This window comes from Pseudomonas sp. MD330_10, from assembly GCF_042610415.1.
Taxonomy (GTDB): Bacteria; Pseudomonadota; Gammaproteobacteria; order Pseudomonadales; family Pseudomonadaceae; genus Aquipseudomonas; species Aquipseudomonas rhodesiae.
Genome location: NZ_JBHGZU010000003.1, coordinates 398,261 through 419,939, shown reverse-complemented (window position 1 = coordinate 419,939; position 21,679 = coordinate 398,261). Strand labels below are relative to the sequence as shown.

The window sequence follows — 21,679 nt, the reverse complement described above, 5'->3', positions numbered from 1 at the left end:
GCGTTGGGCTTTTTTGAAGAAACCGGTTCGACCAGCGCGACGTCATCGCCGACTTTAAAGACCTGCTCCACCTGCAGGGCCGAGCCACTCCAGAAACTCTCGGCCCAGTCGTCGAAGGTGTTGAGGCAGTCGCGAAAATCACGCAGGACGCCTTCGATGTCTGGCGCCTTGGGGTCCATGGGGGCCAGGACGAAGCTGGCGATGACCGGAATCAAGAGACAGCCCTGTCGAGCAGGGCCTTCACGAAACAAACCATATGCAATCCCTCGCATTGTGTGATCAGGCGAGGGACTTTGCAGCGGTTTGCAGGGCGGGGGAGTAGAGCTTATCCGGCGGTTATGTGGGACGTTTCGACTATCTGGCACTGACCATAATCTGCATGCTCCATGCGATCTAAGTGGCGCCGATGGGCGGTGGGCCGTTGATCAAGTGTCTGGGCTGGTCGTCAGTTCCACCTAGACCCGACGCACCATCATGCGCGTAGGCCCGCAGCGTATTATGTCCAGCGGCGTGACGCTGATGGCGCTGGGCGCGGTGTGGGCGCTGGTGATATATCAAGCGCTTGGCTGGTCGGAGTTGGCGGTGCGCGCGCGCCTGCCTGTTGAACTGTCCTATACATAGGACAATCCAGGCCAGGTTTGCCGTCTAGTGCTTACGCTTCGCCGGCCTTATGGTGTACCCACTTTGGAGGTACATCATGAAAAAGTTAATCGGCATCTACACCAGTCCTCGCGGTCATTGGGTGGGGGATGGTTTTCCAGTGCGCACGCTGTTTTCCTACGACTCGCTAGGCAAACACATCAGCCCGTTCCTGCTGCTGGACCACGCCGGCCCGGCCGAATTCACGCCGACCGAACAGCGTCGCGGTGTCGGCCAGCACCCCCATCGCGGTTTTGAAACCGTAACCATCGTTTACGACGGCGAAGTCGAGCACCGTGATTCCACCGGCGCCGGCGGCACCATCGGCCCGGGCGACGTGCAATGGATGACGGCGGCCAAGGGTATCCTGCATGAGGAATTCCATTCCCCAGCCTTTGCCCGCCGTGGCGGCGCGCTGGAGATGGTGCAACTGTGGGTCAACCTGCCGGCCAAGGACAAAATGGCCGAGGCGGGCTATCAGACAATTGTCGACGCCGATATCCCGGTACTGCCCCTGGCCAACGACGCCGGACAGCTGCGCCTGATTGCCGGTGAATTCGCCGGTGCCAGCGGCCCGGCGCGCACTTTTACGCCTATTGATGTGTGGGATCTGCGCCTTAATCCGGGCAAACCGGTCACCCTGGACTTGCATGCAGGGCGTAATACCGCCCTGGTGATCCTGCGCGGCACGCTGCTGATCAATGGGCAGGAAATCGCGCGCCAAGGGCAATTGGCGCTGTTCGAACGCGATGGCCGCCAGGTGACATTGGAGTCCAACGACGACGCCAAGGTGTTGCTGCTCAGCGGCGAGCCGATTGATGAGCCCATCGTTGGGCATGGGCCGTTTGTGATGAATACCGAGCAGGAGATCCACCAAGCGTTTGCTGATTTCCAATCCGGCAAATTCGGGCGGATGTGAGCGCCCCAAATTTTGTGGTGAATAAACCGGCCTAGCGCGAGGCAAGCTCGCTCAGCACAGATGCGGTTTTTTGCGCGCTTTTTGTGGTGGGCAGGCTTGCCCTGCGCTGGGCTGCGTAGCAGCCCCATTCCATCCCGATACAATTTGTTTCCGACAATCTCATTTCATGCGATCTTCCCGTCATTCGCCCTGGAGTCGCCTGGATGCCCTCGTTTATCGCTGATCACCCGATGCTGTGCGCCTTGGCGCTGATCCTGATTGACATCGCCGTGTGGCGACTTATTTCCCCCAACCTGGACAACTGGAAGTTGGCGGCGCGGCTGCTGATTTTCGCGGTGTTCAGCGCCGTATTGTTTAACGACGGCATGAACCCCATGCAGTTGGCGCCTTATGCCGACAACACCGCGCTGCACCTGGCCGCCACGGCGTTACAGATCGGTTGGTGGTTGTTCGCGGCGCGTACGCTCACGGTATTGCTCGGCACCTTGATGATGCAGCGGGTCGGCCATACCGGGCGGCTGTTGCAGGATTTGATGGGCGCGGTGATTTTCCTGATCGCGATCATCGCCGCCATGGCCTATGTGCTCGACCTGCCGGTCAAAGGCGTGCTCGCCACCTCCGGCGCGGTGGCGATCATTGTCGGCCTGGCGCTGCAAAGCACCTTGAGCGATGTATTTTCCGGAATCGTGCTCAACACCACCAAGCTTTACCAACTGGATGACTGGATCTCCATCGACGGCACCGAAGGCCGCGTCACCGATATCGACTGGCGCGCCACACGTCTGCAAACCTCCCAGGGCAGCATGGCGGTGATCCCCAATTCCTTGGCGGCCAAGGCTAAGATCATCAATTTTTCCCGTCCGGCGGATATGTTCGGTTTGGCCGTCAGCCTGCAAGTCAGCCCCCATGCGCGCCCGCAAACGGTGATCGAAGCGTTGGAGCGCGCCATGCAAGGCTGCCGGCCGTTGCTGGCCAAGCCGGCACCCAGCGTGGCATTCAAAACGTCCGCCAGTGGCGGGGTGGAGTATGAAATCAGCGGGTTCGTGCCGGCCATGCCACTCAAACGCGAAGTACGCAACCAACTGTATGACTTGGCATTCCGTCATCTGCAAGCGGCCGGGGTGAGTCTGTTGTCGGCCACCGAGAGCGCCACGCCGGTGGTGACCTCACGGGCACGGGCGCTGTTGGACAGTTCGACGATTTTCTCCACCTTACGCCAGGAAGAGAAGGAAACCTTCAGCCAAAACATGACCCTGAGCACCTATCGCGCCGGCGAGATGATCCTGCCGGCGGGCGAGGTAAGCGATCATTTGTTTATCGTCGAATCTGGCGTGGTCTCGGTGATGCTCACCAAAGGCGGGCATAAGTTCGAAGCCGGGCGCATGGGCCCTGGGGAGGTGATCGGCGAGGCGGGCATCCTGTCCGACGAGGCGACCCTGGCGGATTTCACCGCCAAGACCTTCTGCACCCTGTACCGCATCGAGAAGGAATACCTGACGCCGTGCCTGGATGCGCGCCACGACATTGGCGACGCCATGAAAACCCTGCTGGATTTCCGCGTACACGCCGCCCAGGCTCTGACCCAGGAAGCCCCGGTGGTGCCAGTGAAGAAAGGCTTTTTGCAGTGGTTGCGCACGCGCGGCCTGTGATCGTCGCCAGGCATGACGCCGGCAATTTTGTGGCATGACGAGCCTTCCGCGAAGGCTCAGCCGCTTTGATAAGGAACGCATTACCCATGAATCAAACTACCCCCACAACTTACTCTTGGCCGGTGATCATCGGTGCAGCTATCGCACTGTCAGGAGCGGCCGTCACTGTCGCCACATTCTTCGGGCTTAGATTTGGCCCGGCCGATTCCTTTTATTCCCAAAAGGATCTGACAGCGCAGTACATCCCTCGGAAGGATCTGGCGGCGTCGTATCTGCCGCTTGCCAGCCTTGCCACGGATTACATAAAGAAGAGCGAGGTGGACACGCACTATTTACCCGTCGACCAAGTCAACCGGCTATACGTGCCGAAGGCCGATTATCAGCGCCTTGAGAAACAACTCGCGGATCTGAACGAGAAGGTCAGCGCCATCCCCACCCCGTTCAAGACACTCACCAAGACTATGACCCGCGCAGGTGTGTGGACCGATGAGCGCCTGGGTGTCAGCATAAAAATGGAGGGGTATTCGATCGGCTCTTACGCTGAGGTCGATTTCATGTTGGCTTTGCCGGACGCCGCCTTACACAAGGAAACCCTCGACAGTCGAGAGAATTCACCAGTCTGGACCTTTATGAAGAACAACCGCGAATTTACCCTGTCGGTTGCCAACATCGTGCCAACCACCTTCGTCATCAAGGAGGTTGGCGCGCCGCGGTAAAGGCTTTTTACTGCAGGTTCACGAACAGCCCGCCATCCAGCAGATCAAAACGCTCGGCCGGCAACTGCGCATCCGCATCATGGGTGACACCAGTGATCAAGCGATCCAATTGCTTGAGCAAGGCCGGTTGACTCGTCGCAAGTCGCTGCCGGTGGACCTGACTGTGCGTCTGGCGCCGTTTGGCGTACTGATGCGCAAAGGTGATTCCGTCAGCCGAGAACTGGGGTTATTTATCGGCTTGCTGCGGCAAAAGGCATCGATGCGCTGAATGTAATGTTGAAAAGATCGTGGTAGTACGGCGCGATATTAAATAGAATGAATCTCATTTGAGACTCACTCGCGCTGCGCAGGTTGTTTGCCATGAATGATGCTGTTGTCCCTACGCAAGCCGCTGAACTGACGCTGTCGAGCTTGTATCGCGATCATCGCAGTTGGTTGGAAAACTGGCTGCGGCGGCGCTTGGGCAATGCCTGGGATGCGGCGGACTTGAGCCAGGATACGTTCCTGCGGGTATTGGCCAGTGCCCAGCCCATTGCGCAGATGCAGGAACCGCGTGCTTATCTGGTGACGGTGGGCAAGCGTTTGCTGGTGAATTTCCATCAGCGCCGCAGCCTGGAACAGGCCTATCTGAATGCCTTGGCCACCTTGCCCGAAGCCTGCGTGCCGTCGCCAGAGCAGCGTTGGCTGCTGCTGGAAACCCTGCAAGCCCTGGATGAGTTGCTCGACGGTTTGCCGGTGCTGGTGCGCCGCGCGTTTCTTTGGAGCCAACTGGAAGGCTTGGGGTATCGCGAGATTGCCGAGCGGCTTGAGGTGTCTGAACGCACGGTCAAGCGTTACATGGCCCAGGCGTATGAGCATTGCCTGCTGGTGGACCTATGAGTCGCGACGTCGCGCGCGCGGCGGCGCAGTGGTTGGCGTTGCTGGAATCCGGCGCGGCCACCGAGCGCGATCACGCCGCGTTGCAGCGCTGGCGCGACAGCCATCCTCAGCATGAGCAGACCTGGCAAAAAGCCCAGACCTTGCGCCAGCGTTTCAACGGTTTGCCCCAGGCGCTGGCGATGGCCAGTCTGGATCGCCCGCAACCGGGGCGGCGCGCGGTGCTCAAGCGTGCGCTGGGGGTGGCGGCGCTGGTGCCGACTGCCTGGCTGATCAGCCGTCAGCTGCCGCTCGAAACCTGGCGCGCAGACCTGCATACCGCCACCGGCGAGCGCAAACACCTGTCGTTGGCCGATGGCGCCAACTTGCAGCTCAACACTGCCACAGCGGTGGACATGGACCTGGCGCAGCGGCAAATCACTCTGGTCGACGGTGAACTGGCGCTTGATGTGCCAGGCCCCTCGGCGATCACCGTAAACACGCGTTATGGCCAACTGCGGGTCGGCCAGGCCCAGGTGTGCGTTCGGCAACTGGCGGCCGGTTGCCGCGTCTCGGTGCTCAAGGGGGCGGTGCAGGTACGTGACCTGAACGGGCAATTGGCGACGTTGCAAGGCGGCCAGCAAGCGCCCTTGCAAGCCACTGGGCTCGGCGCCTGGGTGCCGTTCGACGTGCTGCAATTGGGCTGGCGCGACGGAGTACTGACCGCGCAGAACCAGGCGCTGGGGGATTTTTTGCGGGAACTGGAACGCTACCGTCCTGGCGTGCTGCGCTGGGACCCGAGCCTGGAAGCGCTGCGGGTCACCGGCAGCTTTCGGTTGGAGGACACCGATCGCATCCTCAACCTGCTGGCCTCGACGTTAGGGTTGGAGGTACATGCCCGCACCCGTTATTGGGTGACACTCACCCCAGGTCGGCGCCTCAGCTGAGAGCCGCCCCGGCTCAGTCGGTTAACGCTCGCGCAACGCCCGCTCCATGCGCTGCAAGCCTTCCTCCAACATCGCCCGCGGGCAACCGAAGTTCAGGCGCACGAATTGCTGGCTGTCGTCGCCGAACTCGATCCCCGCGCTCAAGCCGACCTTGGCCTGTTCCAGAAAGAACTGCTGCGGATCGTCCAGCCCCAATGCCGTGCAATCGAGCCAGGCCAGGAACGTGCCTTGGGGCGCATGCATCACCACGCCGGGCAATCGGGTTTGCACGGCATTGAGCAGGTAATCACGGTTGGCTTGCAGGTACTTGACCAGCGCGTCGAGCCACTCGCCGCATTGGCTGTAGGCGGCACGGGTGGCCTCCAGGCCCAGTGGGCTGACGCTGTCGACCATACCGCAGCGCGCGTTGTTGAAACGCTCGCGGATCTCGGCGTTCTGGATCACCGCAAAGCAGGTCTTCAGGCCCGCCACGTTGTAGGCCTTGCTCGCCGACATCAGGGTGATGGTGCGCTGGGCGATCTGCGAGCTGAGGCTGGCGGTGGGGATATGGCGGCGGCCATCGAAGCACAGTTCGGCATGGATTTCGTCGCTGATGATCAGCGCGCCGTTGTCCAGGCAGGCGTTGGCCACGGCCAGCAGTTCTTCGCGGGGGAATACTTTGCCGATGGGATTGTGCGGGTTGCTCAGCAGCAGCGCGCCGGCGCCGTTCAGTGCCTGATGCATGGCGGGCAGAGGTGTCAGGTATTCACCATTGATGAACTCAAACGGCACTTCGATGCGCGGCAGGTTCCAGTGCCCCGGCGCCAAGCGAATCGGCCGGTAGTTGGGGGTTTGCAGCACCACCGCTTGGCCGGGTTGCACAAAGGCATGCAGCGCCATATTGAAGCCAGGTTCGACGCCGGGCAGGAACAGCAGTTCTTCGGGCAGCACACGCCAGGCGTACTTGGCCCACAAATCGTCGACGATGGCTTGGCGCACCTGCGGGCCGGCCACGCTGTAGCCGAGGATCTGCTGGTCGAGACGCTCGCGCAGGGCTTGCAGCACCGCCGGCGGCGCGGCGATGTCCATGTCGGCGATCCACATCGGCAACACGTCTGCCGGGTAACGGCTCCACTTGGTGCTACCGGTGCCGAGGCGGGAGTGGATCGTGTCGAAATCAAAGCTCATGGGCGGCTCGTCTCAAAGGGCAGGGGGGGGCTGATTCTAACGGGATAAATGCCAGATGCCAGTAGCGGTGCTGACAGGTCCTGAATACAGGCATATTGATGGCTTCGTCCCGTGACCGACAAGTTCTGTAATAAAAACGCCACCGCGCTGGGGCTTGGATCTGAGTCGGGCTATTTTGGTGCATCTCAACAACCCGAGTAGCCATGGATGAAATACCAACCTTTGAGCCGCACATTGATTGCCACTGCCCTGGTGTTGACGGTCAGCGGCGTGCACGCAGCGTCCCAGGCCCCGGTGGCCGGGGAAAACGGCATGGTGGTCACGGCCCAGCATTTGGCCACCCACGTGGGCGTTGACGTACTTAAAGCCGGCGGCAACGCAGTGGACGCGGCGGTAGCCGTGGGCTACGCGCTGGCGGTGGTTTACCCGGCGGCAGGCAACTTGGGCGGCGGCGGTTTCATGACCGTGCAGTTGGCGGACGGCCGCAAGACCTTCCTCGATTTCCGCGAAAAAGCCCCGCTGGCCGCCACTGCGGATATGTACCTGGACAAGGACGGCAACGTCGTCGAAGGCCTCAGCGCCAAAGGCCATTTGGCGGTCGGCGTGCCCGGTACGGTATCCGGCATGGAGTTGGCACTGAGCAAATACGGAACCCTCAAGCGCGCCCAGGTGATTGCTCCGGCAATCAAGCTGGCGGAAAACGGCTTCGCCCTGGAGCAGGGCGATATCGACCTGTTGCACACCGCCACCGGCGAGTTCGAAAAAGACAAGGACATGCGCGGCATCTTCCTGCACAACGGCCAGCCGCTGCAGGTCGGCCAGAAATTGGTGCAGAAAGACCTGGCCAAAACCCTCAAGGAAATTTCCGCCAAGGGCAGCGACGGCTTCTATAAAGGCTGGGTTGCCAAGGCATTGGTGGATTCCAGCCAGGCCGGCAAGGGCATCATCACCCAGGCCGACCTGGACAAGTACAAGACCCGCGAGCTGGCGCCCATCGAATGCGACTATCGCGGCTACCATGTGGTCTCGGCGCCGCCACCCAGCTCCGGTGGCGTGGTGATCTGCCAGATCATGAACATCCTCGAAGGCTACCCGATGGCCGATCTGGGCTATCACTCGGCCCAAGGCCTGCACTACCAGATCGAATCGATGCGTCACGCTTACGTGGACCGCAACAGCTACCTGGGCGATCCGGATTTCGTACAAAACCCTATCGACCACCTGCTGGACAAGGAATACGCAGCTAAGCTGCGCGCGGCCATCGAGCCGCAAAAGGCCGGCGACTCCCAGGCGATCAAGCCTGGCGTGGCGCCCCATGAGGGCAACAACACCACTCACTATTCCATCGTCGACAAGTGGGGCAATGCGGTATCCGTGACCTACACCCTCAACGACTGGTTCGGTGCCGGCGTGATGGCGAGCAAGACCGGGGTCATCCTCAATGACGAAATGGACGACTTCACCGTCAAGGTCGGCGTGCCGAACATGTACGGCCTGGTGCAAGGCGAAGCCAACGCCATCGCACCCGGCAAGGCGCCGCTGTCATCCATGAGCCCCACCATCGTGACCAAGGACGGCAAGGCCGTGATGGTGGTGGGCACGCCGGGCGGCAGCCGCATCATCACCGCGACGTTGCTGACGATCCTTAACGTGATCGACTACAAGATGAACATTCAGGAAGCGGTGGACGCGCCGCGTTTCCATCAGCAGTGGATGCCAGAGACCACCAACTTGGAAACCTTTGCGGTTAGTCCGGATACCCAGAAGATTCTGGAGAGCTGGGGCCATAAGTTCGCCGGGCCGCAGGACGCCAACCATCTGGCCGCGATCCTGGTAGGGGCGCCGTCGCTGGGCGGCAAACCGGTGGGCAACAACCGCTTCTACGGGGCCAATGACCCACGTCGTAATACCGGGTTGTCCTTGGGCTACTGATCCACGCCCAGCCTCTGTCGGCGCGTTCGCGGTTACAGAGGCTGGGTGAGCAGTTTTCCCACCGCCGCGAACGCCGCTTGCCGGCGTTCCTCCCAATCGCCTCCGATCACCACTTTTGACTGTCGGTGCTGTTGCAGCCAGTCCAGGCCCGCCCGGAAAAACGCTTGGCGGTCGGCCAAGTGCGGCTGGCAGCGCTGGCCGTCGGCGGTCCATTCCACATCGTCGGGCGACAGCAGCAGATGCAGGTCGTAGTGACGGGCCAGCAGCTCATCGTCAAGCCAGGCAGGACAGTCTCCGAACAGGGTCTGGCTCCATAGCCGGTTGGTCAGCAAGTGGGTGTCGAGGATCAGCAGGTCGGGCTGCTCGGCGCGGGCGGCGTCTTCCCAGGCCAGTTGGCCGCGGGCGATGGCCGGGATGTCCGCCAGGCAGGTGTCGCGTTGGTGATGATCAATGAAATACCGCACGTATTCGCCGACCATCAAGCCGCCGAACTGCGCCTGCAACTGCGCCGCCAGCCAGCTTTTACCGCTGGATTCCGGGCCGGCCAAAACCACCACTTTCATGTGCGCAACGCCGGGTCGGCGCGCCACTCGCGCCAGCCTTGCACGGCAATCACAGTGAACAGCGCATAGGGTGCGGCGGTGAGGTATAAGCCTTTGTAGAGGAACAGCCCGACGAAAATCACATCCACGGCGATCCACAACGGCCAGCATTGCACGCGCTTCTGCGCCATCCATACCTGCGCCACCAGGCTGAAACCGGTGAGCGCGGCGTCTAGCCAGGGTTGCGCGGCGTCGGTCCAGTGTGCCATCGCCGCACCCAACAGCAGGCTGCCGAGCGCACCCAGTGCCAGGCTGGCGCTGATGGCCGGCACGCCCAGGCGGGTGACCTGGCGCCCTTGCTTGATCTCGCCGGCGCGAGTCCATTGCCACCAGCCATACACTTGCAGGGCGGCGTAGACCACTTGCAGCAGCATGTCGGAATACAGTTTCACGTCGTAGAACACCCAGGTATAGAGCAGCACCATCACCAGGCCGATGGGCCAGCACCAGGGGTTCTGCTTGACCGTCAGCCAGACAGCGATCACCCCCAACGCGGCGGCGAACAGTTCAAGCCCGGACATGGTGGTTCCTTGGGAGAGTGGAAGAGGGCGGGGATTGTACCCAGAGGTGTGCAATCTACAAAACACACAGAGGCCGCCGGGGAGGGAACCAGCCCCTCCCACAGCGGGGTAGCGCTAGACCTTGAACTGACGCAGCAAGCCTTCCAATTGTTCGCTCAAGCTGCGCAGTTGGGTGCTGGCCAGGCTCGATTGTTCCGCCGCCAACGCGGTGCTGTGGGACAGGCCGGCCGCCTGGGTGACGTTCTGGTTGATGTCTTCCACCACATGGGACTGTTGCAGGGTGGCGCTGGCAATCGAGGCGTTGAGGCCATTGAGATTGCGCAGGGCCTGGCCGATCGCGTTCAGGCTTTCGCCGGCCAGACCGGCTTGCTCGATGGTCGCTTGGGATGCAGTGTGGCTGTCGCTGATAACCTTGACTGCCGCTTCGGAGTGACCTTGCAGGCGCTCGATCATCACTTGGATTTCGGCGGTGGATTTCTGTGTGCGCTGGGCCAGCAGGCGCACCTCGTCGGCCACCACGGCGAAGCCCCGGCCTTGTTCGCCGGCCCGTGCGGCTTCAATCGCAGCGTTGAGCGCCAGCAGGTTGGTCTGGTCTGCGATAGAGCGGATCACCTCCAGCACGCCGCCGATCTGGGTGCTTTCGCTGGACAGGGTACGGATAACGTCCACCGCCTGGCTGATGGTGGTGGAAAGCTGATCGATCCGTTGCAGGCTGCCGTCGATATTGACCTGGCCTTGCTGGGCCTGGGCCTGGGCGTCGCGCATTTCGCTGGCGGCGTGTTCGGCGTTCTTGGCCACGTCCTGCACGCCATAGGTGACTTCATTGATGGCGGTGGCCACCAGTTCCATTTGCTGCGATTGCTGCTGGCTGCGGTCGTGGGCCTGGCTGGCGTTATTGCCCAACTCCTGAGAGGACTGGCCCAGGGCGTTGGCACACACCTGCAGTTGGCTGACCACCTGGCGCAACTTGGCGGTAAAACTGTTGAAATGCCGGGACAGCTGGGTGACTTCATCGCGCCCGTGGGTATCGAGGCTGCGGGTCAGGTCGCTTTCGCCGCTGGCGATATTGCCCATGGCGTTTACCGCGGCTTGCAACGGCTGCACGATGCTGCGGGCGATCAACGTTACCAGCAGGGCCATGACCAACGCGATCACCAGGCCGATCACCGAGGCTTTCCACACCTGGCTGTTGAACTCGGCCTGGACGTCGTCCACATACACGCCAGAGCCGATAATCCAGCCCCAGGGTTCGAACAATTGGATATACGAGGTCTTGGCCACCGGGGCTTCGGCGCCAGGCTTGGGCCAGCGGTAGTTAACGATGCCGGCACCTTTGGCCTTAGCCAGGACCACGAATTCGTTGAAAATGGCGAAACCGTCGGGGTCGCGGATGGCCGAGAGGTTTTGGCCATCTAGCTTGGGGTTTGCCGGGTGCATGACCATTACAGGGGTGAGGTCGTTGATCCAGAAGTAGTCGTCATGGTCGTAGCGCAGCCCACGCACGGCGCTGAGGGCCTGTTTCTGCGCGGCTTCGCGAGTCATGACACCGGTGGTTTCCAGGCCGTGGTAGAACGTCAGAATGCCGCTGGCGGTCTGTACTACATGCTGGGTTTGTAGACGTTTGGCTTGGTAAAGGTCGTCATGAATCTGCTTGAGCATCAGCAAACCCAAAGCCAACAGCATCAGCACGGCGACTATCAGAATCAGCCACAGCCGCCGGCTGATCGACATATTGCGCAAACTGTTCATCGTCCTGTCACTCCGGGCTTTTTATAATTGTGGCGTTTGATCGACTTTTACGCCTTGTCTGATAGGCTTTCGGCCTGAAATCGAAAAACCTGAGTACTGCCTGATTTTTCACAGAATTTTTGCAGATCGGCATTGACCATAGTCAACGCCGGGCCTTCAGCGCGCTCGTCGTCAGTGAACTATTAAAAGACTAACCAGGCATGCGCCAAGCATGACCTTTGGGGGAAGCATGGATTTTTGGACCGCCATACAGGCACTCATCTTGGGCGTCGTCGAGGGGCTCACCGAGTTCCTGCCGATATCCAGCACCGGGCACCAAATCATCGTGGCCGATTTGCTGGATTTCAGCGGCGACCGTTTCAACGCGTTCAATATCATTATTCAACTGGGCGCCATTCTTGCGGTGGTGTGGGAGTTTCGCGGCAAGATCTTCCAGGTGGTCACTGGTTTGCCCACCCAGCCCAAGGCGCGGCGGTTTACGGCCAATCTGCTGATTGCCTTCTTGCCGGCGGTGGTGCTGGGGGTGATTTTTGCCGACGCGATTCATCACTATTTGTTCAACCCGATCACCGTGGCCGCGGCGCTGGTGGTGGGCGGTGTGATCATGCTGTGGGCCGAGCGCCGCCAGCATCAGGTGCATGCCGAAACGGTCGATGACATCACCTGGAAGGATGCACTGAAGGTGGGCTTCGCCCAGTGCCTGGCGATGATTCCCGGCACCTCGCGCTCTGGCGCCACTATCATCGGCGGCCTGTTGTTCGGTCTGTCGCGCAAGACCGCTACCGAGTTTTCATTCTTCCTGGCCATGCCGACCATGGTGGGCGCGGCGGTGTACTCGGGCTACAAGTACCGCGACCTGTTCCAGCCGGCGGACCTGCCGGTGTTCGCCATCGGCTTCGTCACCTCGTTCATTTTCGCCATGATTGCGGTCAAGGGCCTGCTCAAGTTCATTGCCAGCCACAGCTACGCAGTGTTTGCCTGGTATCGGATCGCCTTTGGCCTGTTGATCCTGGCGACCTGGCAGTTCGGCTGGATCGACTGGGTGGCCGCCAAGGCATGACGATCCAACATCCACGCCTCAAGGCCCTGATTTTCGTGCTGTTATGCGCGGCACCGCTGCTGGGGTCGGGCTTGCTGTGGTATCGCGGCGAAACCGTGCTGCCGCTGGCGGCCTATGCCGTGGTCAGCGTGGTGGCGTTTTTCTTGTACTGGAACGACAAACGCAAGGCCCGCACCGATAGCTGGCGCACCCCGGAAAACGTCCTGCATGCGGTCGAGCTGGCGGGCGGTTGGCCGGGGGCGTTGATTGCCCAGCAGGTGTTCCGGCACAAGACGCGCAAGGTGTCGTATCAGGTGCTGTTCTGGGTGATCGTGCTGTTGCACCAGGTGTTCTGGCTTGACCAGATGTTCCTGGGCGGCACGCTGGGTTCAATCCTCTAGCTTCAACCCGATCTGCGTGCGCTTGGGCAACTTGCTCACCACCAATTGGTGGGAACGTTGCAACAAGCCGCGCAGCTCATCGGCGCCCAGCGGGTAGGGCGTGTTCATGATGACCCAGTGGGCGCGCGCCAGGTACGGCGCGGGGCGAATGCCAGGGCGGTCGACATGCCCGAGAAACAGGTCCGGGTCCACCTTGAAGGCCAGCGAGTCGCCGCGCAGGTTCTGCAGGGCGAACATCTTGTTGCCGGCAATCGAAAACACCCGTACGCCACCCCATTTGTAATCTTCCCGCGCGCCGGGCAGGCCCAGGCAGAAGCGTGCGACTTGCGCTTCGGTCATGCTCATAGCAGACGATCTCCACAGCTTTTGAAGCCTTCTTCCAGGTAGTCGATCCATGCGCGAATCGCCGGCAGCACGCCACGGCGATGCGGGTAAACCGCCTGCAGCCAGCCACCCGGCAATGACCACTCCGGCAGCAGTTGCACCAGCCGGCCACTGGCCAATTCCTCTTCGCAGTACATCATCGGCAATACAGTAAAGCCCAAGCCCATGATCGCGCAGGCCTTGCGCACGATGAAGTCATCGATACCCAGGCGCGCCTCCATCACCAGATCATGCGCATGGCCCTGGGGATCGAGCAGGCGTTGATGCACCATGCGGTCGGCCTCCAGTGCTCCGAGGATCGGCAGTTGCTTGAGGTCGTCGAGGCTGGCGATCGAGCGCCCTTGCAGGAAATTCGGGCTCGCCACCAGCACCGTCTGCGCCGCGCGCAGGCGCTTGGTTACCAGCAACGGGTCTTCATCGCCCAGCTCGCGCACGCGCAAGGCCACGTCGATGCCTTCGGCCACCAGGTCGACGCGGCGGTTGACCAGGGTCATTTCCAACTGCACTTGGGGATGGGCGGCGAGAAAACCCGCGACCAGGTCGGGCAGGATGTTCTGCGCCAACCCCACCGGGCAACTGACCCGCAGACGCCCACGGGGTTCGCTGGACATGCTGGCCACGGCCTCATCGGCCATCTCCGCCTCCAACAGCATGGCCTGGCAGTGGCGCAGGTAGCGTTCGCCCACGGCAGTGAGGGTCAGTTGCCGCGTGGTGCGTTGCAGCAGGCGCGCGCCGAGGCGCTCTTCCAGCTCGGCAATGCGCCGTGACAGGCGCGACTTGGGAATGCCCAGCTGCCGCCCGGCTGCGGCAAAGCCGCCGGCTTCGACGACTTTGGCGAAGTAATAGAGGTCGTTGAGATCTTGCATGCTGGGCCTATTGTCCTGTCAGTGGGACAAACTATCGCATTTCAGCTGTCTTATCGACTATTGGTTTCATGGGTAGCCTTAGCACCATCTGATCGACATTCCCTGATCTTCTTTGGAGCTTTGCCATGAAACTGTTGCATATCGATTCCAGCATCCTCGGTGACAACTCGGCTTCCCGCGCCCTCAGCGCCGCAGTGGTCAAAGCATGGCAAGCCGCTGAACCAGGCGTGCAAGTGACTTACCGCGACCTGGCCAGCGAAGGTATCAACCATTTCTCCGGCGCCACCCTGGGAGCCTTGGGCACCGCCGCCGAACTGCGCGATGCCACGCAAAAGCATGAGGCCGAACTGAGCGCTTCGTCCCTGGCGGAATTCCTTGCCGCCGACGCGCTGGTGATCGGCGCGCCAATGTATAACTTCACCATCCCGACTCAATTGAAAGCCTGGATCGACCGCATCGCGGTAGCCGGTCAGACCTTCCGCTACACCGAAGCGGGCCCTGAAGGCCTGTGCGGCAACAAGAAAGTCATCATCGTGTCCACCGCCGGCGGCCTGCATGCCGGGCAAGCGTCGGGCGCGGCTCACGAAGGCTATTTGACCTTGCTGTTTGGTTTCCTGGGTATCACTGACATCGAATTCGTGCGCGCCGAGGGCTTGGCCTACGGTGACGAAATGCGCAGCAAGGCCCTGAGCGACGCCAACGTACTGATCAACGAACAATTGTTCGCCGCCGCGTAAGGCTTGTGTAAATTTCGCCTCGCCCCGGTTTCAATCCGAAACCGGGCGCCTAAACTCTGTATTCTGCTGGCCTGAACGCGAGCGGAGTACGGAGTTTTTTCGTGTGTGCGCTGTCCTTTTAATGTGGCCCAGGTTGTGCAAGCGTGGGGTCAGTACTCCGGACTTTTAATCGATATGTCGGTTCTCACGCAGCAAAGGTGGACAGCCCCATGATGCGTCTTTGTGCTGTGATGGTTCTTTCCCTGCTCGGCAGCCTGATTTCAGTGCACGCCGCCCCCGCACCGCACCCTCATTGGAGCGTGGGTTTTCATCGCATGAGTTTTCTCGACCCGCTGGATCTTCAGCCGATGAAGGCTATCGCGTTCTACCCCTCCACCGGTCTTGAGCACAGTACCCAGGTGGGCGCGTACCACATCGCTGCCACCGAAGACGCCAAAATCGCCATCGGGCGTTTCCCGATGCTGATGCTGTCCCACGGCAACACCGGCACGCCGCTGGCTCTGCATGACCTGGCCACGTCCCTGGCGCGCAAAGGGTTCGTGGTGGTGGCGGTGCTTCACCCCGGCGACAACTACAAAGATCACAGCCGCTTAGGCACCGTAAGCAACCTGTATGGCCGGCCAATCCAGATTTCCGAAGCGATCACCGCCACACTGGGCGATCCGATGCTGTCGCCGTTCGTGGATGTCGACCAGATCGGTGTGATCGGTTATTCGGCGGGCGGCGAGACCGCACTGATTCTGGCCGGCGCTAAACCGGATTTCGATCGCCTGCGCCGCTATTGCCAGGAGCGTCCTGAAGACCGCGACGCCTGCACCACCAAAGGTGAGCTGGTGGTGGATCGCGACGATCTGCAGCCCCAGGCCGATCCACGTATTCACGCGTTGATGCTAATGGCGCCCCTGAGCCTGATGTTCGGCCGTCACACCTTGGCGGATGTGCATGTGCCAGTGCTGCTCTACAGCGGCGATGGCGACAAACTGGTCGCGGTGGACAAGAACGCCGCGGCCCTGGCGCGCAAACTGCCGGAACCGCCGGACTTCAAACTGCTGGCCGGGGCAGGGCACTTCGTGTTTATGGCGCCGTGCGACAGCGACCAGTTGGCGGCAATGCCGGCGGTGTGCACCGACGCCGATGGGGTGGACCGTGAAGGCATTCACCGCGACCTGGTTTCCGAGGCCGGGCGCTTTTTCAGTCACACCCTCGGCGAGCCCAGCCGCGCAGGCTTACAGACCGCAGATCAATAAGCGCGGCGCTTGAGCAGCACGGTCAGGCCCAGTGCCGCGACCGACAGCAGCGCCGCGCACAGGAAGATCCAGCCGTAACCCAGGTTCAACGCGACAAAACCCATCAGCGGTCCGGCAATCGCCAGGGCCAGGTCGAAGAACACCGCATACGCACTCAAACCCGCGCCGCGACTGCTGTTGGGCACTTGTTTGATCGCCTCCACACCCAGCGCCGGGTAGACCAGCGACAAGCCGAAACCGGTCAGCCCAGCACCGATCAGCGCTACTGTGGTGCTGGGCGCCAGCCACAGCAGGGTCAGCCCGAGGGTCTCAATGCTCATGCAGGCAATCGCCGCGCGAAAGCCGCCAAACCGGCTGATGGCGGAGATAAACACCAGCCGCGCCAGGATAAAGCACACCCCAAACACCGTCAGGCAATACGCCGCGCCGGCCCAGCCACGATTGAGGTAGTACAGGGTGATAAACGTGGTGAGGGTGCCATAGCCGATGGACGCCAGGCACAAGCTGGTGCCAAACGGCGCAATGCGCCCGAACACCGCCCAAAAGGGCAGGCGCTCCCCGCGCACCACTGGCACCGACGGTTTGTTGCGGATCAGCACCAACCCCAGCGCCGCCAACACCGCCAGTACCAGGCCGAGAATGTTGTAGCCATAGTCGGCCACCATCACCACCCCCAAGGGGGCGCCGATGGCGATGGCGCCGTAGGAGGCGATGCCGTTCCAGGAGATCGAGCGCGCGGTGTGTTCGGCGCCGACCGCGCCCATGCACCAACTGATGGTGCCCACGCCGATCAGCCCCTGGGCCACTCCCAGCAGCAACCGCGCGAGAATCAGAACCCCGAGGCTCAAGTTGGGCATGCTCTGCAAAAGCGTCGCAAAGAACGTCAGCACGCCACTGATGAGGATGCCCGTCAGCCCCAGCACGATGGCGCGCTTGGTGCCCACGGTATCCGACATGCGCCCGGCCATGGGCCGACTGAGCAGGGTCGCCAGGTACTGCGAACCGATGGTCACCCCGGCCACCACCGCGCTGAAACCCAGTTGCTCATGCACAAAGCCTGGAATCACCGCGATCGGCAGGCCGATGCAGATAAACGCGATAAAGGTGTAGAAGACGATGGAGACGATCTGCAGGGTGATCGACAAGGACGAGGGCGCGGCGGCAGGCATGGGGACTCGTTCGCGGGCGGGCGGTGCGCCCATCATGGCAAGGGCTTGAGGGAAAAGGAAGCAGGCTAACTACTTTGGCTGAGAAACCGGCCTACTGTGGCGAGCGGGCTTGCCCCGCGTTGGGCTGCGCAGCAGCCCTAATAAAAAACACCGCATTCTGCCAGGCAGAACGCGGTGTTCGTTTTCGGGGCCGCTGCGCAGCCCGACGCGGGGCAAGTCCGCTCGCCACAACGAGCCTGTTCCCCACAGTTTCAGATCGCTACTGTTAGAACACCACGCCTTGGCTGCGCAGGTAGTCATCATAGGTGCCGCTGAAGTCGATCACGCCGTTGGCGCTCAACTCGATGATGCGAGTGGCCAGGGACGACACGAACTCACGGTCGTGACTGACGAAAATCAGCGTGCCCGGATAGTTCTCCAGCGCCAGGTTCAGCGCCTCGATGGATTCCATGTCCAAGTGGTTGGTCGGTTCGTCCATGATCAGCACGTTCGGCTTTTGCAGGATCAGCTTGCCGAACAGCATGCGGCCTTGCTCACCGCCGGAGATCACTTTGACCGACTTCTGGATTTCATCGTTGGAGAACAGCATGCGACCCAGGGTGCCACGGATCATCTGCTCGCCTTGGGTCCACTGACCCATCCAGTCAAACAGCGTGACGTCGTCTTCGAAGTCGTGAGCGTGGTCCTGGGCGTAGTAGCCCAATTCTGCGGCGTCGGTCCACTTGATGCTGCCGGCATCCGGCGTCAGTTCGTTGACCAGGGTGCGCAGCAGGGTGGTCTTACCGATACCGTTCGGGCCGATGATCGCCACGCGCTCGCCGGCTTCGATCTGGAAGCTGAAGTCCTTGAACAATGGCTTGCCGTCGAAACCTTTGGCCATGTGCTCGACGATGACTGCCTGACGGTGCAGCTTTTTGGTCTGTTCGAAACGGATGAACGGGCTCACACGGCTCGAAGGCTTGACTTCGGCCAGTTGGATCTTGTCGATCGCCTTGGCGCGGGAGGTGGCCTGCTTGGCTTTCGAGGCGTTCGCCGAGAAACGGCTGACGAAGGATTGCAGTTCGGAGATCTGCGCTTTCTTCTTGGCGTTGTCCGACAGCAGTTGCTCGCGGGACTGGGTCGCCACGGTCATGTACTCGTCGTAGTTGCCCGGGAACAGGCGCAGCTCGCCGTAGTCCAGGTCAGCCATGTGGGTGCACACGCTGTTCAGGAAGTGACGGTCGTGAGAGATGATGATCATCAGGCTGGAGCGCTGGGTCAGGATGTTTTCCAGCCAGCGGATAGTGTTGATGTCCAGGTGGTTGGTCGGTTCGTCGAGCAGCAGCACTTCAGGATCGGAGAACAATGCCTGGGCCAGCAGCACGCGCAGTTTCCAGCCAGGGGACACTTCGCTCATCGGGCCGAAATGCTGCTCCAGGGGAATACCCAGGCCCAGCAGCAGCTCACCGGCGCGGGATTCGGCGGTGTAGCCGTCCATCTCGGCGAATTCGGTTTCCAGCTCGGCCACGGCCATGCCGTCTTCTTCGCTCATTTCAGGCAGCGAGTAGATACGGTCGCGTTCGGCCTTGACCTTCCACAGCTCGTAGTGGCCCATGATCACGGTGTCGAGCACGGTGAATTCTTCGTAGGCGAACTGGTCCTGGCGCAATTTACCCAAACGTACGTTCGGCTCCAGCATGACCTGGCCACCGGACGGGTCGAGATCGCCGCCGAGGATTTTCATGAAGGTCGACTTGCCGCACCCGTTCGCACCGATCAGACCATAACGGTTGCCGGCGCCGAACTTGACCGAGACGTTCTCAAAGAGCGGCTTGGCGCCGAACTGCATGGTGATGTTAGCTGTGGAGATCAATTACTTTACCTATCAATGGGTTGCGCGCGTGGCAGCGGATGCCGCCAGGCATGCGTCAACAGCGACATCAAGGCGCGAAACCCGGTCGCTGAGCAGAAAATGGGGGATGTGTGTTGGAATTTGGCGCGCATTGTCGCATATGTCAGGCGACAGTTGTATGGCGCTCGAACGATGGTTTTTCCAGAGTCTCGGGCATCGCCAGCCATAACAGCGCCAGCGCGACGGCCGCCACGCCCGCCAGGGTCAGAAACGCTGCGTTGTAGCCGGCCTGTTGCACGACGAAACCGGCCAGGCTATTGCTTAGCGCCGCGCCCAGGCCAAATACGGTAGACAGCGCGCCCAGGCTCACATTGAAGCGCCCGGTGCCTTGGGTGAGGTCTTTGACGATAACCGGGAACAGCGCACCGAAAATCCCCGCGCCAATGCCGTCGAGCATTTGCACCGCCACCAGCCAATAGGGGTCGTTGGACAGGGTATACAGCACACCGCGCAGCGGCAGGATCACAAAACCCAGGATCAACAACGGTTTGCGTCCCCATACATCGGCCTTGCTACCTACCAGCCAGGCCATCGGCACCATCACCACCTGCGCGGCGACGATACAGGCCGAGGTCAGCGGTGTGGCCATGTGCAGATTGATCTGTGAGAGCTTCTGGCTGACCAGTGGCAGCATCGCGGCATTGGCCAGGTGGAAGAGGGCGCAGCAAATGGCGAACAGCAGCAGCGGCCGATTGCTCAGCAACACCTTGATGCCGGACGGCTGCTCGTGATCGTGGTGATGGGCGGGGTCGAAGCCACGGGCGACCTCATGATCGATGGCCGCAGCCGACACGCAACTGACCGCGACGATACTGGCCAGCGCCATAAACGCCATAAGGTAGAACACCACCACTGGCCCGAACAGGTAAGCCAGGCCCCCGGCCAACAGCGCGGCCACGGCGTTGCCGGCATGATTAAAGGTTTCGTTGCGCCCGGTACGGCGGGTGAAGGCGCGGGGGCCGGTGATTCCCAAGGAAATCGCCGAGATCCCTGGTGCAAATACCGAGGCCGCGACCGCGCTGGCAGCCTGAGTTAGCGCCACCAGGCTGAACGAACTGACGAAGGGCAATAGCACGCAACTGCCGGTCACCAACAGCGCGGCCACGGCGATTACCGCGCGCTTGCTGCGGGTGCGATCGATCAGCGCCCCCGCCGGGCCTTGAGTGAGCAGGGCGGCGATGCCGGCGAGGGTCATCACCACACCGATGCTGGCCGGGTCCCATTTGTGCACCGCCAGCAGATAAATCGCCAGGTAGGGACCAAGGCCGTCACGCACATCCGCGAGGAAGAAGTTCAGGCTGTCCAGGCTCAGGGTATTACGCAAGTCGGAATGATCAGCCACGGCAGTTTCTTCGGGAGGGGGCACTCAACGACTGAGGGCTCATTGCGTTAATGACCTGCGGCCCCGGCGATTAGTTTCGCGTTGAACAGGGACGATGCCGCTGCTTCAAAGGGCAGGCTAAGGGATTCACTGGCGTTGGCAGGTTTCACCCTATAGACCATCCAACCACGCCACGTTAAGAATGGCGCCGCACGAAGGTACGCATGGTCTGTCCAGGCCCGGTCTTGAACACGGTGGGCCTGGGCATATGTTCGTCGGCTGCAATAAACACAAAGGTGTCTCCTTCCAGGCGATAGCTGGCAGGCAGCGCCTTGCCGGCATCCTCACCGATCGAGTCGATCCAGGTAATGCTCTTGGGCTCGATGCGACTGTCCAGGAAAAACCGGCCAGCCAGCAAAACATTGCCCTCGGTGGTCCTCACTTCAAAACCGTTGCCGGCAATCGTGGTGATGGCACCTGGCGCAGTGTGTGCATCGACAGGGTCAAGCACACCGTTGTCTTCCAGCGAGATTTGTTCCCAGGCCCCTTGCAGGGCGTGAAGATCCGGGTCAGCGGCAGATTGCATCGATAAGTCCTTTTAAGTGAGGTACTAGAAGAGGGGCTGGTATGTAGGATGTTTCTCGCTCAAGACGCGCGGCAAAGAATTTTCCTTGCGCTAGCAGCTATTTAACGTTCTTTTGACTACTCTTGTGACAACAATGTGGCAGTTGGCTGTATCGGTTGAGCGAATGTTCATCTAGTTGAAACGGAAACGAAATTATATAGCGCGGGATTTTTCCCCAAACTGAGTGGTCAGATCGCCATTGGTGGGCCTGTTCTCCAGGTTTCAGGGCGTTGTCCCTGATGCGCTGCCGGGTTATCCGGAACTTCGGTGATGGCTTTTTAGTGTCAATTTTAAGGTGGCTTG

The 21,679-nt window shown here is 61.2% G+C and carries 22 protein-coding genes and 2 pseudogenes; 12 read left to right on the top strand and 12 right to left on the bottom strand.

All coding sequences use genetic code 11. The features are described from left to right. Positions 1–215: hypothetical protein (locus ACFZPT_RS07480; RefSeq protein ID WP_379554985.1), on the bottom strand; the 215-nt coding region annotated here is incomplete at its 3' end. 259 nt (positions 216–474) lie between these two features. On the opposite strand from ACFZPT_RS07480, the gene ACFZPT_RS07475 reads away from it, so the two are divergent. From ACFZPT_RS07475 to ACFZPT_RS07445, 7 genes and pseudogenes are all read left to right on the top strand, one after another. Further along, positions 475–621: a hypothetical protein gene (locus ACFZPT_RS07475; protein ID WP_158231125.1), complete on the top strand. Its 147-nt coding sequence runs from the start codon at positions 475–477 to the stop codon at positions 619–621. A gap of 76 nt (positions 622–697) precedes the next feature. Continuing rightward, positions 698–1,558, top strand: coding sequence for a pirin family protein (locus tag ACFZPT_RS07470; protein WP_034097405.1), 861 nt, complete (start codon positions 698–700; stop codon positions 1,556–1,558). A gap of 203 nt (positions 1,559–1,761) precedes the next feature. Next, positions 1,762–3,207, top strand: coding sequence for a mechanosensitive ion channel family protein (locus ACFZPT_RS07465; RefSeq protein ID WP_034113529.1), 1,446 nt, complete (start codon positions 1,762–1,764; stop codon positions 3,205–3,207). An 86-nt stretch (positions 3,208–3,293) separates the two neighbouring features. Continuing rightward, a complete protein-coding gene (locus tag ACFZPT_RS07460; protein ID WP_034097409.1) occupies positions 3,294–3,923 on the top strand; it encodes a hypothetical protein in 630 nt (209 codons plus the stop codon). 31 nt (positions 3,924–3,954) lie between these two features. Further along, positions 3,955–4,191: pseudogene (locus ACFZPT_RS07455) on the top strand (hypothetical protein); the annotation flags it as partial. A gap of 92 nt (positions 4,192–4,283) precedes the next feature. Next, positions 4,284–4,802, top strand: a complete 519-nt coding sequence (locus tag ACFZPT_RS07450; RefSeq protein WP_034097412.1) for a sigma-70 family RNA polymerase sigma factor — start codon at positions 4,284–4,286, stop codon at positions 4,800–4,802. Next, a complete protein-coding gene (locus tag ACFZPT_RS07445; RefSeq protein WP_034097414.1) occupies positions 4,799–5,725 on the top strand; it encodes a FecR domain-containing protein in 927 nt (308 codons plus the stop codon). Before ACFZPT_RS07450 ends, ACFZPT_RS07445 begins: the two co-directional genes overlap by 4 nt. A gap of 21 nt (positions 5,726–5,746) precedes the next feature. Here ACFZPT_RS07445 and ACFZPT_RS07440 read toward each other — a convergent pair whose 3' ends face one another. Further along, positions 5,747–6,892 carry a MalY/PatB family protein gene (locus ACFZPT_RS07440; RefSeq protein WP_379558990.1) on the bottom strand — a complete coding sequence of 382 codons (1,146 nt, stop codon included), beginning with the start codon at positions 6,890–6,892 and terminating at the stop codon, positions 5,747–5,749. A 207-nt stretch (positions 6,893–7,099) separates the two neighbouring features. Between ACFZPT_RS07440 and ggt the strand changes: the two genes are divergently transcribed. Further along, positions 7,100–8,824: a gamma-glutamyltransferase gene (ggt, locus tag ACFZPT_RS07435; protein WP_034097418.1), complete on the top strand. Its 1,725-nt coding sequence runs from the start codon at positions 7,100–7,102 to the stop codon at positions 8,822–8,824. 32 nt (positions 8,825–8,856) lie between these two features. On the opposite strand, the gene ACFZPT_RS07430 is transcribed toward ggt, so the two are convergent. From ACFZPT_RS07430 to ACFZPT_RS07415, 4 genes and pseudogenes are all read right to left on the bottom strand, one after another. Further along, positions 8,857–9,387 (bottom strand): AAA family ATPase, encoded by a 531-nt coding sequence (locus ACFZPT_RS07430; RefSeq protein ID WP_379554986.1) that lies wholly within the window; start codon positions 9,385–9,387, stop codon positions 8,857–8,859. Further along, positions 9,384–9,947 carry a nicotinamide riboside transporter PnuC gene (gene pnuC, locus ACFZPT_RS07425; RefSeq protein ID WP_379554987.1) on the bottom strand — a complete coding sequence of 188 codons (564 nt, stop codon included), beginning with the start codon at positions 9,945–9,947 and terminating at the stop codon, positions 9,384–9,386. Before pnuC ends, ACFZPT_RS07430 begins: the two co-directional genes overlap by 4 nt. A gap of 114 nt (positions 9,948–10,061) precedes the next feature. Next, positions 10,062–10,796, bottom strand: coding sequence for a methyl-accepting chemotaxis protein (locus ACFZPT_RS07420; protein ID WP_371264001.1), 735 nt, complete (start codon positions 10,794–10,796; stop codon positions 10,062–10,064). Between the two features lie 120 nt (positions 10,797–10,916). Further along, positions 10,917–11,606, bottom strand: a pseudogene (locus ACFZPT_RS07415) (cache domain-containing protein); the annotation flags it as partial. Positions 11,607–11,925: 319 nt separating this feature from the next. Here ACFZPT_RS07415 and ACFZPT_RS07410 point away from each other — a divergent pair. Further along, positions 11,926–12,756, top strand: coding sequence for an undecaprenyl-diphosphate phosphatase (locus ACFZPT_RS07410; protein WP_034097425.1), 831 nt, complete (start codon positions 11,926–11,928; stop codon positions 12,754–12,756). Further along, positions 12,753–13,136: a DUF1294 domain-containing protein gene (locus ACFZPT_RS07405; protein ID WP_034097428.1), complete on the top strand. Its 384-nt coding sequence runs from the start codon at positions 12,753–12,755 to the stop codon at positions 13,134–13,136. The genes ACFZPT_RS07410 and ACFZPT_RS07405 overlap by 4 nt, the downstream gene beginning before the upstream one ends. On the opposite strand, the gene ACFZPT_RS07400 is transcribed toward ACFZPT_RS07405, so the two are convergent. After that, the gene (locus tag ACFZPT_RS07400) at positions 13,125–13,481 is read right to left on the bottom strand and encodes an MmcQ/YjbR family DNA-binding protein (RefSeq protein WP_034097430.1); all 357 of its coding nucleotides are present in this window, start codon (positions 13,479–13,481) and stop codon (positions 13,125–13,127) included. The two genes, ACFZPT_RS07405 and ACFZPT_RS07400, sit on opposite strands and share 12 nt — an antisense overlap. After that, on the bottom strand, positions 13,478–14,386 hold the full coding sequence (locus tag ACFZPT_RS07395) for a LysR substrate-binding domain-containing protein (protein WP_034113533.1): 909 nt from the start codon (positions 14,384–14,386) through the stop codon (positions 13,478–13,480). The genes ACFZPT_RS07400 and ACFZPT_RS07395 overlap by 4 nt, the downstream gene beginning before the upstream one ends. A 125-nt stretch (positions 14,387–14,511) precedes the next feature. Here ACFZPT_RS07395 and ACFZPT_RS07390 point away from each other — a divergent pair, with 125 nt between their 5' ends. Continuing rightward, positions 14,512–15,123: an FMN-dependent NADH-azoreductase gene (locus ACFZPT_RS07390; RefSeq protein ID WP_034097432.1), complete on the top strand. Its 612-nt coding sequence runs from the start codon at positions 14,512–14,514 to the stop codon at positions 15,121–15,123. 209 nt (positions 15,124–15,332) lie between these two features. Beyond that, positions 15,333–16,370 (top strand): dienelactone hydrolase, encoded by a 1,038-nt coding sequence (locus ACFZPT_RS07385; RefSeq protein WP_034097433.1) that lies wholly within the window; start codon positions 15,333–15,335, stop codon positions 16,368–16,370. On the opposite strand, the gene ACFZPT_RS07380 is transcribed toward ACFZPT_RS07385, so the two are convergent. The 4 genes from ACFZPT_RS07380 to ACFZPT_RS07365 form a co-directional block, all read right to left on the bottom strand. After that, positions 16,364–17,539, bottom strand: coding sequence for an MFS transporter (locus tag ACFZPT_RS07380; RefSeq protein ID WP_034113535.1), 1,176 nt, complete (start codon positions 17,537–17,539; stop codon positions 16,364–16,366). The two genes, ACFZPT_RS07385 and ACFZPT_RS07380, sit on opposite strands and share 7 nt — an antisense overlap. 265 nt (positions 17,540–17,804) lie before the next feature. Beyond that, positions 17,805–19,391 carry an ABC-F family ATPase gene (locus tag ACFZPT_RS07375; protein ID WP_379554988.1) on the bottom strand — a complete coding sequence of 529 codons (1,587 nt, stop codon included), beginning with the start codon at positions 19,389–19,391 and terminating at the stop codon, positions 17,805–17,807. Between the two features lie 142 nt (positions 19,392–19,533). Next, on the bottom strand, positions 19,534–20,772 hold the full coding sequence (locus tag ACFZPT_RS07370) for an MFS transporter (protein WP_034113537.1): 1,239 nt from the start codon (positions 20,770–20,772) through the stop codon (positions 19,534–19,536). Positions 20,773–20,947: 175 nt separating this feature from the next. Beyond that, complete coding sequence (locus ACFZPT_RS07365; RefSeq protein ID WP_034113539.1) at positions 20,948–21,337, bottom strand: TIGR03067 domain-containing protein; 390 nt, start codon at positions 21,335–21,337, stop codon at positions 20,948–20,950. Positions 21,338–21,679: the final 342 nt, after the last annotated feature.